Genomic DNA, 15,543 nt, shown 5'->3' on the forward strand with positions numbered 1-15,543 from the left:
CTCAACACTGGATGACCCGCCACCAGCCGAGCGGGACGAGGCGTAATTTCTCACCGACGGTCAGCAGCGGGTGATCACGCTGTCAGTGGGATCGGAAGTATCCATCGGTCTCAATATCTTCCAACAGGGAAGGGTATGTTGGTTCCCATCCGAGTTCCGCCCGTGTTTGCACTGAGCTTGCGGGCTGATCCACACCCATCAGTACCCCCGGAAAACCGTAGGGTTCCGGCCCGACAGCCGCTACGGGCAAGCCGTATTGTCGGCCTATGGCCTCGGCCATCTCGCGCAGGGTCACACCCTCATCGTCGACCGCGTGGTAACGGCGACCGGCGACCCCCTCCTCAAGGGCCAGACGGAAGAGGGAGGCTGCATCTCTCACGTGGACAGCAGGCCAGCGCTGCGCACCATCGTCGATAAATCCCGACACTCCCTGGCGCTGCGAGACAGCGGCCATCTGAGGAACAAAGCCCTTGTCCCCCAACCCGTGTACACTGCGGGGCAGGCGAACAACCGAGGTTCGGATGTCCCTCTCTGCCAGCGAGAGCGCAAGTGTTGCGTTAGCCTCGCGCGCGGCGGTAGGGCCAAACGCGCTAAGGTCGTCCTCCGTTGCGGCACGTCCCGGCACGGCTGGTGTTACACCGGCGGTCACAAAGGGTCGGTCTGACCCGGCCAGGGCGTCTCCAATCGCGGTGATCGCCGCGGCGTCTGCGGCTATCGCGGCGTCAAAGTCGCTGAAGTTGTGTTGGAATGCCAGATGCACAACCCCTCGGCTTGCGCGACAGCGGCCTGCAGACCGTGAAGGTCGTCGAGACTACCGGTTCTGGTAGTTGCCCCCAGTCTTTCAGCAGCCTCGGCAGAGGACACCGAACGCACCAGCGCGGTGACCTCGTGCCCGTGATCAATAAGTTCGGGGACAACGGCACGGCCCACCCACCCTGTGGCTCCAGTAACAAGGATCTTCATAATAAACCTCCATGATGTCAGTGACTGCCATCATGGGTATAATGAGAAGCATGGGACGATGGAAGGATGATCCACAGGGCCGACTAGGCGCGGCAGCCTTCACCCTCTTCACTACTCAGGGCTTTCAAGAGACAACCGCGGCTCAGATCGCAGCCTCCGCGGGCCTGCACGAGCGGTCATTCTTTCGCCATTTCAAAGACAAACGCGACGTGGTGTTTCTGGGATGGGACGGGGTCGTGGCCAAGGTGCTTGATGCCATGGTCACGACCCCGAGCGACGTCACCGCACTGGATACCGTGGTCTCGGCGATGAAAGACCACTGCCGCCGCATCGACGCCACGCCCGATCTCGCACGAACACGCTTCCACCTGATTATGGAAAATCCAGTGCTGGATGATTACAACACGGTCAAGCACCTCGGACTTGCAACCGAAATGGCGGAAATCCTTGCCAAGCGCGGCGAAAATCTGGCCTCTGCTGAACTGCTGTGCCAGGCCGTTGTCCTCACCTTCCGCCAAACGGTTCGTGCCTGGACCAAAAACGAGGAACCCGGACCACTGGCAGAACTCCTGGAGCACCGGTTTACTGCCCTACGTCAACTCATGGTCTTTTCCGAACCGTGTCCCGATCAAGCGGGTCACGTTCTCCGCTCACATATCTGACATATCACCCACACCGGGAACACCCGGAACAGGAGCGTAGCGCTGCCTTACCACCCCTGCGGGCGAGGTCTCAGCGGATTCAAGAAGCCTGAGGCTGGTGGGGACTGTCCCGCTGCCAAAAACCTTTTTCCCTCCTCCCAGGAGGATCGGGTGTACCCAGAGAGTGAGCCGGTCAAAAAGCTGCTCCGCCAGCAGGGTTTGCACAAAATCGAGACTGCCGATGACATGGATATTCGCGTGACGGTCGCGCAATTCACGAACGGATGCAGCGATGTCGGGGCCAAGCACCGTGGAATGGGCCCAGTTGAGGTCACGCTGCTGCCGCGAGGCAACGTATTTGGGGAGGCGATTGAAGAGATCGGCAATACCTCCCTGCTCGTGCGGCCAGTATGCGGCAAAAATATCGTAGGTTCGGCGCCCGAGCAGCAGGGCGTCCATACCGTCCATCCCGGCAATAACCTGCTGCCCAACAACCTCGTCAATAAGGGGAGCCTGCCAACCCCCAAACGCAAACCCGTTGTCGGTGTCTTCACCCGGGCCGCCGGGGGCCTGCGCAACACCGTCAAGCGTGGTAAACAGATCAATGTGGATGACTCCCATGGCGCGTTCCACTCCTCCCGGCGATTCGAGACTTATTTCATGTTAAGGGTGTCACACTTTTTCAGTCCCCGAAAGCTTGACTTTCTTCTGGCGCTGGCAAAACAGAATACCGCCGCCGGCAAGGAAACACACACAGGCCCAGAGCCACAACGCGGCAGGATTTTCTCCCGTGTGAGCAAGAGACTTTCCTCCCCTCTCGGACGGATCCGCAGGCCCGGAGTGAGGGATGACCTCTACTGTAATCTCGGGTTGCCCGGCGGTCGTGGTGAGGAAAAAACTCTGGGTATCCTCCCCCGCCAGGTTACTCACCCGCACGGTAATCTCTCTCGTTCCCACTTCGCGTGGCACACCGGAGATAACGCCGGAACTGTCGATACTCAGCCCCACGGGAAGAGTACCAAGATCGGTAAATGTGTTGTAGTTTTGAGCGTTGACAACTCCCCCGGCAACGGCAATCTGCGAGGAGTAGTCCGCCCCGGTAACAGCGGAAGGCAGAGCATTGGTGATAATGCTCGGGGGCGCAACGTAGGTAAACGCCTCCACCGCGGTCGCTGTTATCGTTGTCTGCGTATCCACGCTCCCGGCAAAAACCCCGGCACCAACGGTAATATCGACTATCCCCTCGGGGTTTACCGGTGACGTAACGGTAATAATCCCGTTCTCGTTGGTGAAACTAAATCCTTGAGTGCTCCCAAAAAATACGCTCTCCACGACCGTGTGAACACCAAGCACAGGAACCAGGGAACTCGTAAAGGCCTCCCCATTACCGAGCTGTCCCAGGTCGCCCCTTCCCCAGCCGTAGACGGCGCCGCTGCTGCCAAGCGCATACAGGGTGGCATGCCCCCCGGCAAGCTGAGTAACGGCTTCCCCGATGGCTGAGGTCTGTACGGGAGTACTGCAAGAACACGGAGTACCCGGTCCGGTCGTATTATTGCCCAACAGTCCGTCCCCTCCTTCGCCCCAGGTGTAGACGATACCGTCGCCTGATAACCCGGCCGCGGCATTCAGACCCGTTCCGATATCAACAAAGGTTGTTCCGTTGGGAATTGCGCCGTTTGTCAGCGGTGTGGGGGTTCCCGAACCCATGGGGTCCCCGGGGAGATTTCCCGCACCGGTTCCAAGCTGTCCCGCGCTGTTACTCCCCCAAACATACACGTTGCCATCGCTACCCAGGGCGAGCGTGTACTGGTAGCCAGCAAAAACGGCGGTCGCGGTTATTCCCTGACCCAAGGAGAGCGTCAATACGGGTATTGGCGACACAATGCCTCCACCCAGGGGAATCGTGCCGTCACCGAGCTGGCCATAAGTATTGTCTCCCCAGGCATAAATAGCTCCCTCGCTACTCACGGCAAACGAAGAGTTCCACCCCGCGCTAATCGAGGTAAAACTTATTCCGAGAGGAAGATTCACGGAAACGGGGGTCGTGCTGGGGGTGTTAGAGACGGCACCGTTCCCGAGCTGGCCAGAAATATTGCTTCCCCAGCTATATACCCATCCATCACTGCCGAGCGCAAGGGTGTGCTCCGAACCTGCGGCAAGATCAACAATCTGCACGCCGGGAGGAATCTCCGTGGTGCTCGTAGAGAAGGGCACAGGAGTATCAATCACATTATCTATGGTGCCAATGCCGAGCTGCCCACTACTGTTATTACCCCAGACGTACGCGATGCCATCATCGCCCAGAGCCGTCATGTGGTTGTCTCCAGCGGCAATCGCTATAAAAGCTACCCCGCCCGGTATGTTATCGGTGCGGATCGTCCCGGGGATTTCACTGAACCATTCGCTTGATCCGTTGCCCAGTTCTCCAGATGGATTACCTCCCCAGGTAAAAATTTCTCCCTCGGAGGTGAGCGCAAGTGCTGATGCGAGCGAGGCCTCAACAGCAGCAAATCCCGGGGCTGCTACCCCCGTGACAATCGTTCCGCCCGCCGTCGTGCCCCCTGGCGGTGCTATCTCTGGGACAGAGTGAGCGGACGCGACACCACCCATCGTCAAGAAAATTGCGGATCCTACCCCAACAATACCCCGGAGAAGGCTACGCATTTTAATGTGGCGCACGCAAGAAACAGGGGGGTGATTCAACATAGTAAGTATCGTTCCTAAAAAATAGCCCACCTTTTACACACACCAACGTTGGTTGTTGCAGATGGGTTAAATATCAAGATTACATTATGAGCAACACTACCCTGTCAAAATTTTATTGGTAAGCAGTTTTGAACAAAATTCATAAAGCCCCGCATCGCCAAATCTCGCTAGCGCAGCCCTCGAGCGGCGAGGGCATCACCCAGTTCATCGGCATGCTTCAGCACAAGAACCACATAGGGAACAACAAAAACACGGAGGCCACCCCGGGCACCGCGAGCGCGTTGAGCGTCGCGCACCTCGCCCGCTAAACCTACAAGCACCGGGATACACCCCAGGGCAACCGTGAGCAGCAGGGCGGCACGCTGCGGGTCTATGCGCAACACCCGGAGCGGGATCAATCCACGCTCTACGGTGTTCAGCAGGGTGCTCACCCGGGTGGTGAGCACAAGCAATCCGGCCAATACAATCGCCACGGTCACCCTCGCCGTATTGGCAATGGCAGGTTCCGGCCCGAGAAAAACGAGCTGGCTGATGAGGGTGGCCAGGATTATCCAGCGCACCGTCCACACCTGGCGCACCAGTTCACACATGCCAAGAAATCCGTCGCGGAGGCCCGCCACCGCGTATGCCACGATACCCGCCAGGCTCGCGGCGAGGGTGGCACCCCAGGAAACGGGCAGCGCAGAGACCCCGAGCACCGCTAGGAGAAGGAACACAAGCTTGGGTCCGGCAGGCATTCGGTGCAACCAGCCATCGCCGGGACGGTAGAGGGTCAACATATCAGGCTCTCTTCGTATCGGGCAATGACGTCGGCGGGTTCCCCTACGGCAGCAACGTGACCGCGGGCAAAAAGCACCGCCCGCTCACACCGCTGAGCAAGGCTAAGGTCGTGGGTCACCAGGATCAAGCGGTGTCCTGCAGGGGCAAAGAGATGGTCGGACACGCGACGAGAATTACGCGCGTCGAGGTAGGCGGTTGGCTCATCGGCAATAACCAGTTGCGGACGGCGAACAAAAGCACCGCAAAGCGCGAGTAGCTGTTTCTGTCCGCCGGAGAGATCGTGAGAGGGCCGCTCAGCGAGCGCGGAAAGCTCAAAATGTTTCAGTGCCTCGCTGACTCGCCGGTCGGTTTCGTCGGTTTCTAAACGCTCCGTACGCAGTGAGAACGCGACGTCTTCCGCCACTGTGGGCATGACGATCTGCGCATCGGGATTACTGAACACGAGAGCTATCCGGCGTCGCAGCTCGTCAGCTTGCCGCTGCGGGTCAAACCCGAGAATACGGATATCTCCCCCGTTTGGCTTGATCAGGCCACCGATGAGACGCGCGAACGTTGATTTTCCGGAACCGTTCTCCCCCACAATCGCAATCGTTCGAGCGTCCAGATCAAGGCTTATCTCACGAAGAACGTTGGTCTCTCCCAGAGACACGGATACCCGCCTCAAACCGATTGTACTCATCGGACAACCTCTACAAGGGCTGCTATACCCATTCCTCCGCCAATTGATGCGGCGGCTATTCCGAGTGTTCCTGAGGGTGCCCCAGACCGCACCAGGCGGCTAAACAGTCGAACCACCACAACGGCTCCGCTGGCTCCCCACGGATGCCCCAGCGCGAGTGCACCACCGTCGGCGCAGACGCGTGGGTCGTCCTCCGCAAGACCGAGTCGATCGAGCACGGCCAAGCTCTGAGAGGCAAACGCCTCGACGATTTCATAGGCGGCGATCTCGGTAGTGTCCACACCGGCCGATCGCAGCACGGAGCTCACCGCGGGTGCCGCGCCAATGCCGGGCAGTGCGGGGTCGCAGCCCACCACGGTAGCACATCGCACCGCTAATCCCGGAGCGATGCCCGACGGTGCCACCGCAACCACCGCGGCACCATCGCTGGTTCGTGTGGAGGTTCCCGCGGTGAGAGTCCCGCCGGGAAAGAGCGGAGGTAGCCTGGGAAGCAGTGGCTCGGCGCGTCCGATTGTGTCATCGTGGTTCAGCCCGGCGAGGGGAACCATCTCCGCTGCAAACCGGTTCTCCCTCAGTGCCTCACGGGCCCGGACATGGCTACGGGCGGCGTGTGTGTCCTGTCGAGCACGTGAGATACCGTCAACAACGGCCAGATCCTCTGCGGCACGCGTCATCTCGGGATCGGGAAACCCCTCGGGGGCAAACGGTGCCCGCGTATAGGCCTCACCATTCGCTAGACGAGTTGGGGCCGTTGACGGGCTCTCTACACCACCGGCCAGGCGCAGCCCCTGATCGCCGGAGCGGATCGCGGTGACCGCATCGAGCACCGCGGCTAAGCCGCTTCCGCACTGCCGATCGATTGTCGCGCCCGGAACCTGAGCCCCGAGGTGCGCGGCCAGGGCCGACACTCGGGCGAGGTTACCACCCGGCCCCGTGCAGTTTCCCAGCAAAACATCGGCCACCCGGGAATCGTCAGCTCCTACTTGCGCAGCGTCATCGAGCACTGCGCGCAGCACAGGCGCAGCAAGCTCGTGGGCTCGGAGTCCCGCAAGTGCCCTACCGCGAGTAGAGATGGGGGTTCGCCTAGCCGCGATAATCACCGGGTCAGGTTGCACGGACAAGGGGCTTCACCTCCCCCGCAAGAACGCTCCTCACGGCTTCGGCCCGTGCCGGTTTTCCCGACACCGTACGGGGAAGCATTCCAACATACCAGAGCCGAGGTCGGTACATAGGGGCCAGGATATGGCGAGCGGCCTGGCGCAAATATACAGGCGAGGGCGCCAAATCCGTCGGCTCGATGAGAGCAGCTACCAGAAAGCCAACGCGACCCCGCGGGACTCCAAACACAATCGCGTCACGAACCCCGGAAATGGTTCGCAGTGCGGCCTCCACCTCGTGCGGCACAATGGTGGCGGAGGCACTGAGGATCGCGTTGTCGACACGGCCCAGCAGCCTCAGGCGCCCCGAGACAAGTTCAGCTCGGTCTCCCACCGTTACCCAATCGACCTCACGACGCAGTGATCCCTGGCCAAGGGGATGAGCGGAATCGGTGACGGCAGCAACCTGAGGGGAGGCATCAGCCGTGGCACCGGTGGCGTACCCGGACGCTACAAACGGCGACCGCACCCACAGCTCACCACCGCGCACGCGCAACTCAACCCCCGGAAACGGATGTAGCCCATCCCCCTCGTCAACCGCAACAAACGACAGTTCGGCGGCACCGTAGTAGGCGATGACCCGGATACCGGCCTCCTCAGCATGCTTTCGTAGGTTGGCATCAAGTGGTGAACCACCGATAAGCGCGACACGCAGATGCGGAGGGATCCCACGCTCCAGCAGGGAACGAAACGTTTCCGGGGTGCCGTGAAAGCAGGTCACTCGATCGAGATCCACGGTTTTGCGACCCCCGTAGGGAGGGGCCAGGATCGGGAGTGGGCCCCCGTGAAACGAGTGTGCGATGGAAAAAAGCGTGAGTGAGGATGAGGCGGGAGAGGGCAGTAGAATCGCATCGGAGGGTTGCGCCCCAAAGTACCGGGTGATGGTCGCAAACGAGTCGAGCCATGATGATTCACTGCGTAGCACGATCTTGCAGAAGCCACTGCTCCCCGAGGTGAGAGTGGCCCAGGCGATTCCCTCGGGAACGGTTGTCGCAGCAGCAACCGCGGCAACCTGCTCCCGCTGAGCGCGGGACCACCTTCCGTCAATGACCAGCGGGACGTGGCCGCCATGCCGCATCTCGCGGATGCGTTTGAGGAGCGAGTCCGCACGATCCAAAACGGGAACGATCACGAGACCCTCACCGTGCTCTGCGACGCGGGAACCGACCCCGCCGGATTCCTCCATACTCGCCGAAATGCGCGCGGGTAGGCCCGCACGAGTGTCATAACAATCGCGGTCGCCAGGGCAGCCTTCATCAGATCACCGGGGATAAAAACAAGGCTTGTCAGAGCCGTCTCAACCAGCGGAAGCCTCGTCATTGCACTCTGCACGGGGATTCCAATCGCATAAATCACCAGGACTCCGCCAACAAACATACCCAAAACGGTGCGCCACAAAACCGGTTTGCGCCCCGCTGCGTGCACAATAAGACCGACAACCAAAGCACCAAGAATCCAACCCACCAGATACCCTGCCGAGGGTCCCACAAAAACGCCTAGGCCTCCGCGCCCACCGGCAAGCAGCGGCAGGCCAACCGCAACAAGCGCGAGCAAAACGGTTATCGAGAGGGCTCCCAGTCGGGGGCCAAGGATCGCTCCCGCCAACATCACCCCCAGCGTCTGGGCTGTGATGGGCACGGAGCCCACAACAGTGAAGCTCCCCGGGAGTCCCAGCACGGCAATAGTGGCGACAAAAACCGCAATACGCGCGAGATCCGTGGCATCAAGCCTGCGTCCGGTTTGACTGGTCAAGCGGTTCATTATGGCCTTCACCCCTGATCATAAGCACTGCATCGCAACATAAAAATGTTCACCTGAACACCGTTCACCTGAACACCGTTCAACTATAGTGGTAGTGTGACCGAAATGGAAAATGGACGCCGCCACACCCGCGATGACGTAGCCCGCGCCGCCCTGCGAGTACTCGACAACTACGGTCTACCCGACCTCACAATGCGCAGGCTCGCGTCCGACCTGAGCGTACAGCCGAGCGCTCTCTACTGGCACTTTCCTAATAAGCAAACCCTCCTGGCTGAGCTCGCCGACCGCATAGTCTCCCGAGTAAACACAATCCCACCCGACCCCACGCTCGGGTGGGCCGCCAGCGTTCGCCTCGAAGCACTATCCCTTCGCAACGCTCTACTCGCATATCGCGACGGTGCCGAAGTGGTAGCCAGCACACTCGCGCTCGGCCTCGGTTCATCCCTGGCTCTCGATCGCCTCACAGCGGCGATCACCGCGGGTAACTTCGATAGGAACACCGCCCGACGCGCCGCAACAACCCTGCTCCACTTTGCGCTCGGACACGTCTCACACGAGCAACAGCAGATGCACTACGACAGCCTCGGAGTTCTTATAGGAAACCCCCGCACTCTAGATTCAGAGAACGGGGACCCCTCCACCGATTTTGAATTTGGTGTTAACCTCCTGATCGATGGCCTCAGGTTAAGAGAGTCGGCTAGTCGCGCACCTTCTCCGCAGCGGGGGTAGGTACCGGAAGCATCTGTCTGGTCATGCGGCTCACCAGGGGCCCAAGAATAACGGAGAGGGGAACCGAAACGATAAAAGCAACAATCGAGCTGCGGATAAAGAAGAACATAAAGGTATCACCAAAACCCAGATTAACCGCGGTAAGAACAAAAGCTATCGGGAAGGTAATGAGAAGTGAGAAAAGGGTGGCGTGTACCCACGCAGCGCGGTTAAACATGTCTTGCATCCTCGTAAATTAGGGGGTTTATATCTTCATCTATTCGAAACAGTGCCTCCGCAAGAAATATTCCGCACGCCCGTGCGAGGTGTCTCCTCCGTCGCGAAAAGACACCCCACACAAATGATCCATTGAACGATATCCCGCCTCTACAACACCAAGGTGCGGGAAGTGACCCAGCCCCTCCGTTATTGCTCGGGGAGAGAGGAGAGACTGGGTCACCGAGGTTACTAGTCGGACGCGAGGTCTCGCACCGGGGAACGCCGGGAGGCGGCATACGCGGGTAGAAGAGCAGCCGCAACTCCGGCGACCACTGCAACAACACCAACCAGAACAAGCTGACCCCACGGCGGGGAAAGGAAAACCCTAAACTTGTCCGCATCCACACCCAGTGCGGACACCCCTGCCCAGGCAAAGAGAATACCCAAGACAAGACCAATAATGGCCGCCACAGCCGCGCTCAAAGCGGCTTCAATCACCACCATTGAGACAAGCTGCCTACGCTCAAGCCCAACCGCGCGAAGCAGAGCAGATTCACGTTTGCGCTCCAGAATCGACAGGGCAGTGGTGTTACCAATACCCACAAGAGCGATGATGATTGCCACCGCAAGTAAAGCGAGGGTCACAAGGAAAATCGTGTCAAATATCTGGGTAAGCATCAGGCGCTCCTGAACCCCACCGCTCACAACGATCTCCTCGCTCAGCGACGTCATATCGGTGATGACGCTTTGCGTCTCTTGCACGCCTAAGTCGGGCAGGAGCTTTATTTGTATTTTGCCGACAACAGGATCTCCCAGCAGGCTCACCAGGTCTTGCGGCGCAAGAAGCGCACGCCCCCAGTTCAGGTCGTCTACAAGATGCACCTTTAACGAGACCTCGTCGATGCCTCCCTTCTCATCGGAAACAGAAACCCAGCTTCCCTCCAATGAGGGGTCAACCGCTCCGGAACCGAGCCATATACTACCCGGTTCGGGAAGCTCAATCGGAGAGTGGGAAATCGCCTGGGTCTCCGCCGGGTTCATTCCCTCGGCCGTAACCAAAACTTCTTCTCCGTCGGGCAGAGTAACGGTAACTTTTCCCGTTTTCACAGGGGCAACGGCGGCAATGTTTTCATTCCCCGTTACAGCCGATATAACTCCCTCGGTAAGCCCGGTGTCGTTCTGTGCACTCACGATAAGGTCGACCGGCTTACCCTCGTCAATCTGTTTTGTAAACGATTCACGAGCCGAAGAGACACCGGTGGCCATCATTGTGACGAGGGTAACACCGATCAGCAAAGCGGTAGCGGTAGCGGTAGTTCTGAGCGGATTACGCGTTGAATTTGCAACGGCAAGTTGAGCCGGAGTGGATATCCAAGAGATCGCCCGCCCCGCGAGTCGAAGCGCGGGAGGAAAATACACAACGCCAAGAAGAAGCACACCGATCGCGCTCACAGCCCCAGCCCCCAGCGCTAGAGTAATCCCAGAGGTGGCTCCCAGGATCAAACCACAAACACCTACAAGGGTGAGCACGGATCCCAGGATCACTCTCACCGCCGGGACACGTCCCTGAGCGACCGCTTCAACCGGCCGCATTGCGGCAACCGGGTGAACACGAGTTGCCCGGCGCGCGGGGCCAAGAGCCGCAAAAACGGTGACGACGATGCCAACTACTAATCCAATAATAAGCGTGAGAGGTGAGACGATCAGTGGTTCCAGTGCTCCGCTCGGCCCCGCACCCTGACTCAACGCCACCATCAGGTGCGCCGCGACAATCCCAAGAACGGCCCCCAGAACCGACGCGATAAGACCGACCAGAACCGCCTCAACCAGAACCAGCCTGCGCACCTGCGCACTACTCGCACCAACACAACGCAATAGGGCCAGGTCACGGGTGCGTTGTGCAACCAGCACCTGAAACGTATTAGCAATAACAAACCCTGAAACGAGAAGCGCAATCGCAGCAAAAGAAAGGAGCACCAGAGTGAGCACATCAGCACCGCCGGATACTTCCTCTAAGGTTTTTGCCACAACTGCGTCTCGGGTCTCAACGGAAAGGCCCGGTTGCCCCGCGAGGGCGGCACTCACCTTTTCCGCAAGTTGTTCCGGATTGGTGAAGTCGGTCCCACGCACAAGAATCCCACCAAAGGAAACGGAAGACTCCTCGGCCTGGGTTAGCGCTTCCTGGGTAACGGTCACCAGCGGCGCGCCGGTAAAGACTCCAATATTCTGAGCCCCAGACAGCCCAACAATCGTTAATTCTGCGTCGTCACCGTCGCTCCAGGTGAACTTGAGTTGATCGCCGATGTTAACCCCCAGGGTATCGGCGCTGAGAGCGTCTATTACAGCTTCATCGGTGGCCGTAGGCCACCCGCCCGACTCAAGCTCCTGCCAACGAACCCCCTCCTCAAGGAGGCCCTCAACCTTAGCGAATGAACGTTGACCCTCTTTGTCCACCGGCACAAATGTAAAGGCCTCGATGTCAGCAGCGGCAACATCACTCAGATCCCTCACCGTTTCCAGGGCACCGTCGAGGGGGCGATTTTTACGCTCACCGTCCTCGTCAAGCACGGCATCCGCACCCACCTGAATCACCAGGTCGGCATTCTTGAGGTTTGTCGTCATTTTATTTGCTGACGTCTCCGTGAACGTTGCCGAGAGCAGCAGGGTGGCCACAACAAACGCTACCGATAAGACAATAGCTACCGCCGTGGCAATAAGTCGTCCCGAATGGGATCGCAGTGTCGACAATAAGATCGATCTCATGAAGCGGCCTCGGCCTTCGGGGTCTCTAGGCGACGCAGAGCGTCAATCACGCTATCTACAGTGGGGGAAGCAATATGACCCCTCACCTTTCCATCAGCCAAAACAACCACCTCGTCCGCGTGCGCTGCGGCACCCGGATCGTGGGTCACCATAATCACCGTCTGACCGAAACGATCAACAGAGTCACGAAGGATCCGAAGAACCTCAGCACCCGATGACGAATCAAGGTTGCCCGTTGGTTCATCAGCAAAAACAACCGCAGGCTTAGTGATGAGCGCCCGAACAATCGCAACACGCTGCTGCTGCCCACCGGACAACTCGTGAGGCTTATGCGTAAGACGCTCCGAAATGCCCAGAGCACCGACAATCTGCTTCATCCACTCTTTGTCCACCCGACGACGGGCAAGATTAAGCGGAAGAAGAATGTTTTGCTCGGCAGTAAGCGTTGCGATCAGATTAAAAGATTGGAAAACAAAACCCACACGATCTCGTCGCAGGCGAGTAAGGGCCGCATCCCGCATCGTGGTGATCTCGGTTCCATCAATCCAAATATTCCCCTCGTCAACGCTATCCAATCCGGCCAATGCTTGCATCAGGGTTGATTTACCCGATCCCGACGGCCCCATGATCGCGATGAACTTTCCGCTCGGTACACTCACGCTGACACCGTCAAGCGCCGCAACCGCAGAAACACCCTCCCCATAAGACTTCCGGAGCCCCCGGGCCACCACAGCTAACTGAGCTTCAGCATTCATAATCTATTACCACGTTCACTTTCTGCGGGTTTACCGCGATTATCCTTATTTATAATCGCTGAACCCCCACGAGCACGCGTCCACCTCTGGTACCTAATAGGTAGACCCTCGGTAGTCCTCGGGTCCCAGACGCTTTGAGCGGAAGAACGAAGTTTCCGCCTCACGACGACTCTGGCAATACATAGGGCAAAAAGTATTATTATTTGTATTATGGATTCAGGTGTTCTCGCGGGGTGGTCGCTTTTCTACACGGCAACGGCCACGGCGGCTGCCGCACTCGTGGGACTCTTAATCGTGGCCATCTCTGTGAACATCACACAAATACTAAGCAGCGATGTACTTCCCTCCCGTGCCCTGTCAACTGTTTCTGCGCTGACACTGGCACTCATCATTTCGCTGCTCGCTCTCATCCCCCACGAGCGGCTAGACACGTTATCGATAATGATACTTGTCGTATCCTCAGTAGTTCTTGTCAGCATGATCGCATCGACAAAGAAGATACTCGCCCAGATCCCACGGCGCCCCCTCGGAGAAAATCTCCTCAAGGTACTCAATAACCTGGCACAGATCACCCCCGTTATCGTCGGCGCGATTCTCCTCTTCGCCCAGGTTGAAGCGGGTCTCCTCTGGGTTTCCACGGGAATCTTACTGATATTTATCGGCTCAATATTCAACTCGTGGGTGCTACTCGTTGAAATTCTACGATAGTGATTCGAGACCCTACTCTGCGGTTATGGGAACAACCGCAAACGTCTGAACCAAAGGCCGGGAGAGAGGCGTCAGGCGAATTTCACAACGCAGCTGTCCTCTCTCTCCCCGCACATACCACACCAGGTGGTCCGCCGAGGACGACTCAGCACGGGACAGCTCACCCGGATCCTGAGTAAGCCCACCGATCTTGTGAATCGCTGTCTCGTGGAGCTCTCGACGCTCAGCAGCGGGGATATCGTCCAGGACGTTCATGGCGAACCACTGCGCAGCAACCGCATCATCCCACGATTGGATTAGCTTTGCCAGGGCGCGTGCCGCCCGCACGGTATCCGGCCACACATCAAAAACACCGTTCACCGCGAGAAAGGGCAGGGGGTTCCGCGGTGCCGCAAGTTCGGGAGAGGCCGCAAGTGTTCTCTGCAGTGTCTCATCCACCGGCTGGGATCGGGCAATGTCGTACACTCTTCGCGGTGCTCGAACCTTTTTCTCCCCCGCGACTGGGTCTCTTTTATCGCCGTGATCACTGGGCACATCGGAAAGGGAATATCCCACAAGGGTAGGATGCTCCGCCACAAATTCAATCGCGTGCCGCAGGGCAGTGATGGCCGCAGAAGGAACACCCGACCGCTTTGCGTTTTCAGCCGCCGTGATCCCCAGCCCCAGGCTCGGCACCCACCTCATGTGTGCGTTATAACCGGGGTAACCACCGGAGTGGGACACCTGTGTTCCCCACACAGGATCGTGCTCCACCAGCACACCAAAACCGTATCCCACGGAGTGCTGCACCCCACCCCTAATGGCGTGCAAGGGCTGAATGATACGGGAGATCTGCTGCATCTCACGTCGGCTCTCGAGGGAGAGCGGAGATGTCAATTCGTCGGTATTATCCCAAGGCGAAAAAGCACCGCTGAGCCACGAACACCACCGCGCAAGCTCTGTGGGGGAGGCAAAGAGGCCTCCAATGGGGGAAAAGACCCCGGCATCTGTAAACGGCTGAGGCTCCCAGCCGGAGGGAGCCAGTCGATAGCCGATTGCGTCGGGGGCACTTTCCGTCTCGGGCCCACCGGTCGAAAAGCCCAAAGAGAGCGTGAGAGGAGCAAATATCTGCTCCTCCACATAGTCAATATACGATCGGCGGGTCACCCCCTCTATCACCTGACCCAGCAGCGCGTACCCCAGATTGGAGTATTCAAACGCCGTGCCGGGAATAGAGATCAAGCGCACAGGGTCCTCAAACATCTGCTTAAGCTCCGCGTGGGTCCGAGGCTCCTGCCTGTCTGCCCAGGGGTCGTCGGTGGGCAGGCCACCCGACATTGTCATCAGCATACGAACGGTGGGAACGTAGCGATGGCCATCACCGGTGTGAGCCGAGAACTCGGGGAAGAAATCGGTAATCGGTTGATCAAGAACAAGCTCTCCGGTGTCCCGAAGACGGAGAATCGCAACCGCGGTAACACTCTTCGTGCAGGAGGCAACCCGGAATCGGGTGTCGACAGAGGTTGTGCTGCCCGGCACCGCCTCACCAAACCCGTTTGCGAAAAGAACCCCGCGGGAGTCAAAGAGCGCGTAGGACGAAGCTAACGCAAGATTGGAATCCACCCGCCGCGAGAATTGATCATCTAAGCGTTCCTTTAACGAGTTCCACGCACTGTCGCTCAATTTATTACCTCTTGCCGTCTCGACGATACCGAACATTGTTT

Annotated in this window: 16 protein-coding genes; 3 read left to right on the top strand and 13 right to left on the bottom strand. The window is 58.8% G+C overall.

What is annotated here, in order from left to right:
- Positions 1 to 82: 82 nt before the first annotated feature.
- Both FrondiHNR_RS10520 and FrondiHNR_RS10525 read right to left on the bottom strand, forming a co-directional pair.
- Positions 83 to 760 (bottom strand): 3-beta hydroxysteroid dehydrogenase, encoded by a 678-nt coding sequence (locus tag FrondiHNR_RS10520; protein WP_279352719.1) that lies wholly within the window; start codon positions 758 to 760, stop codon positions 83 to 85.
- Entirely contained in the window at positions 712 to 963 is a 252-nt protein-coding gene (locus FrondiHNR_RS10525; protein ID WP_279352720.1) for an NAD(P)H-binding protein, read from the bottom strand. The genes FrondiHNR_RS10520 and FrondiHNR_RS10525 overlap by 49 nt, the downstream gene beginning before the upstream one ends.
- Positions 964 to 1,013: 50 nt before the next feature.
- Here FrondiHNR_RS10525 and FrondiHNR_RS10530 point away from each other — a divergent pair, with 50 nt between their 5' ends.
- Positions 1,014 to 1,625, top strand: coding sequence for a TetR/AcrR family transcriptional regulator (locus FrondiHNR_RS10530; protein WP_279352721.1), 612 nt, complete (start codon positions 1,014 to 1,016; stop codon positions 1,623 to 1,625).
- Here the strand turns inward: FrondiHNR_RS10530 and FrondiHNR_RS10535 are convergent.
- The 7 genes from FrondiHNR_RS10535 to FrondiHNR_RS10565 all read right to left on the bottom strand — a co-directional run bounded on the left by FrondiHNR_RS10535 (position 1,614) and on the right by FrondiHNR_RS10565 (position 8,687).
- Positions 1,614 to 2,225, bottom strand: a complete 612-nt coding sequence (locus FrondiHNR_RS10535) for a dihydrofolate reductase family protein (protein WP_279352722.1) — start codon at positions 2,223 to 2,225, stop codon at positions 1,614 to 1,616. The two genes, FrondiHNR_RS10530 and FrondiHNR_RS10535, sit on opposite strands and share 12 nt — an antisense overlap.
- Positions 2,226 to 2,276: 51 nt before the next feature.
- A complete protein-coding gene (locus FrondiHNR_RS10540; protein WP_279352723.1) occupies positions 2,277 to 4,268 on the bottom strand; it encodes a hypothetical protein in 1,992 nt (663 codons plus the stop codon).
- Positions 4,269 to 4,477: 209 nt separating this feature from the next.
- A complete protein-coding gene (locus FrondiHNR_RS10545; protein ID WP_279352724.1) occupies positions 4,478 to 5,089 on the bottom strand; it encodes an energy-coupling factor transporter transmembrane protein EcfT in 612 nt (203 codons plus the stop codon).
- Positions 5,083 to 5,769 (bottom strand): ABC transporter ATP-binding protein, encoded by a 687-nt coding sequence (locus FrondiHNR_RS10550; protein WP_279352725.1) that lies wholly within the window; start codon positions 5,767 to 5,769, stop codon positions 5,083 to 5,085. The genes FrondiHNR_RS10545 and FrondiHNR_RS10550 overlap by 7 nt, the downstream gene beginning before the upstream one ends.
- Positions 5,766 to 6,890 carry a thiolase family protein gene (locus FrondiHNR_RS10555; RefSeq protein WP_279352726.1) on the bottom strand — a complete coding sequence of 375 codons (1,125 nt, stop codon included), beginning with the start codon at positions 6,888 to 6,890 and terminating at the stop codon, positions 5,766 to 5,768. Before FrondiHNR_RS10555 ends, FrondiHNR_RS10550 begins: the two co-directional genes overlap by 4 nt.
- On the bottom strand, positions 6,874 to 8,112 hold the full coding sequence (locus FrondiHNR_RS10560) for a class I adenylate-forming enzyme family protein (RefSeq protein ID WP_279352727.1): 1,239 nt from the start codon (positions 8,110 to 8,112) through the stop codon (positions 6,874 to 6,876). The genes FrondiHNR_RS10555 and FrondiHNR_RS10560 overlap by 17 nt, the downstream gene beginning before the upstream one ends.
- Positions 8,055 to 8,687: a biotin transporter BioY gene (locus tag FrondiHNR_RS10565; RefSeq protein WP_279352728.1), complete on the bottom strand. Its 633-nt coding sequence runs from the start codon at positions 8,685 to 8,687 to the stop codon at positions 8,055 to 8,057. The genes FrondiHNR_RS10560 and FrondiHNR_RS10565 overlap by 58 nt, the downstream gene beginning before the upstream one ends.
- Positions 8,688 to 8,792: 105 nt before the next feature.
- On the opposite strand from FrondiHNR_RS10565, the gene FrondiHNR_RS10570 reads away from it, so the two are divergent.
- Positions 8,793 to 9,416 (top strand): TetR/AcrR family transcriptional regulator C-terminal domain-containing protein, encoded by a 624-nt coding sequence (locus FrondiHNR_RS10570; RefSeq protein WP_279354539.1) that lies wholly within the window; start codon positions 8,793 to 8,795, stop codon positions 9,414 to 9,416.
- Here FrondiHNR_RS10570 and FrondiHNR_RS10575 read toward each other — a convergent pair.
- The 3 genes from FrondiHNR_RS10575 to FrondiHNR_RS10585 form a co-directional block, all read right to left on the bottom strand.
- The gene (locus tag FrondiHNR_RS10575; protein WP_279352729.1) at positions 9,385 to 9,633 is read right to left on the bottom strand and encodes a DUF2798 domain-containing protein; all 249 of its coding nucleotides are present in this window, start codon (positions 9,631 to 9,633) and stop codon (positions 9,385 to 9,387) included. The genes FrondiHNR_RS10570 and FrondiHNR_RS10575 overlap by 32 nt on opposite strands.
- Before the next feature lie 230 nt (positions 9,634 to 9,863).
- Positions 9,864 to 12,377, bottom strand: coding sequence for an FtsX-like permease family protein (locus tag FrondiHNR_RS10580; protein ID WP_279352730.1), 2,514 nt, complete (start codon positions 12,375 to 12,377; stop codon positions 9,864 to 9,866).
- A complete protein-coding gene (locus FrondiHNR_RS10585) occupies positions 12,374 to 13,132 on the bottom strand; it encodes an ABC transporter ATP-binding protein (RefSeq protein WP_279352731.1) in 759 nt (252 codons plus the stop codon). Before FrondiHNR_RS10585 ends, FrondiHNR_RS10580 begins: the two co-directional genes overlap by 4 nt.
- Before the next feature lie 210 nt (positions 13,133 to 13,342).
- Between FrondiHNR_RS10585 and FrondiHNR_RS10590 the strand changes: the two genes are divergently transcribed.
- Positions 13,343 to 13,840, top strand: coding sequence for a hypothetical protein (locus FrondiHNR_RS10590; protein WP_279352732.1), 498 nt, complete (start codon positions 13,343 to 13,345; stop codon positions 13,838 to 13,840).
- Positions 13,841 to 13,852: 12 nt separating this feature from the next.
- Here FrondiHNR_RS10590 and FrondiHNR_RS10595 read toward each other — a convergent pair whose 3' ends face one another.
- Complete coding sequence (locus FrondiHNR_RS10595; protein ID WP_279352733.1) at positions 13,853 to 15,502, bottom strand: serine hydrolase domain-containing protein; 1,650 nt, start codon at positions 15,500 to 15,502, stop codon at positions 13,853 to 13,855.
- Positions 15,503 to 15,543 lie beyond the last annotated feature (41 nt).

This window comes from Lysinibacter sp. HNR (assembly GCF_029760935.1).
Classification (GTDB): domain Bacteria; phylum Actinomycetota; class Actinomycetes; order Actinomycetales; family Microbacteriaceae; genus HNR.

Excerpts from the sequence above, each read along its gene's own strand:
- FrondiHNR_RS10525 (WP_279352720.1), bottom strand. The coding sequence starts at position 963 with ATGAAGATCCTTGTTACTGGAGCCACAGGGTGGGTGGGCCGTGCCGTT.
- FrondiHNR_RS10530 (WP_279352721.1), top strand. The coding sequence starts at position 1,014 with ATGGGACGATGGAAGGATGATCCACAGGGCCGACTAGGCGCGGCAGCC.
- FrondiHNR_RS10535 (WP_279352722.1), bottom strand. The coding sequence starts at position 2,225 with ATGGGAGTCATCCACATTGATCTGTTTACCACGCTTGACGGTGTTGCG.
- FrondiHNR_RS10540 (WP_279352723.1), bottom strand. The coding sequence starts at position 4,268 with ATGCGTAGCCTTCTCCGGGGTATTGTTGGGGTAGGATCCGCAATTTTC.
- FrondiHNR_RS10545 (WP_279352724.1), bottom strand. The coding sequence starts at position 5,089 with ATGTTGACCCTCTACCGTCCCGGCGATGGCTGGTTGCACCGAATGCCT.
- FrondiHNR_RS10550 (WP_279352725.1), bottom strand. The coding sequence starts at position 5,769 with ATGAGTACAATCGGTTTGAGGCGGGTATCCGTGTCTCTGGGAGAGACC.
- FrondiHNR_RS10560 (WP_279352727.1), bottom strand. The coding sequence starts at position 8,112 with ATGGAGGAATCCGGCGGGGTCGGTTCCCGCGTCGCAGAGCACGGTGAG.
- FrondiHNR_RS10565 (WP_279352728.1), bottom strand. The coding sequence starts at position 8,687 with ATGAACCGCTTGACCAGTCAAACCGGACGCAGGCTTGATGCCACGGAT.
- FrondiHNR_RS10570 (WP_279354539.1), top strand. The coding sequence starts at position 8,793 with ATGGAAAATGGACGCCGCCACACCCGCGATGACGTAGCCCGCGCCGCC.
- FrondiHNR_RS10575 (WP_279352729.1), bottom strand. The coding sequence starts at position 9,633 with ATGTTTAACCGCGCTGCGTGGGTACACGCCACCCTTTTCTCACTTCTC.
- FrondiHNR_RS10580 (WP_279352730.1), bottom strand. The coding sequence starts at position 12,377 with ATGAGATCGATCTTATTGTCGACACTGCGATCCCATTCGGGACGACTT.
- FrondiHNR_RS10585 (WP_279352731.1), bottom strand. The coding sequence starts at position 13,132 with ATGAATGCTGAAGCTCAGTTAGCTGTGGTGGCCCGGGGGCTCCGGAAG.
- FrondiHNR_RS10590 (WP_279352732.1), top strand. The coding sequence starts at position 13,343 with ATGGATTCAGGTGTTCTCGCGGGGTGGTCGCTTTTCTACACGGCAACG.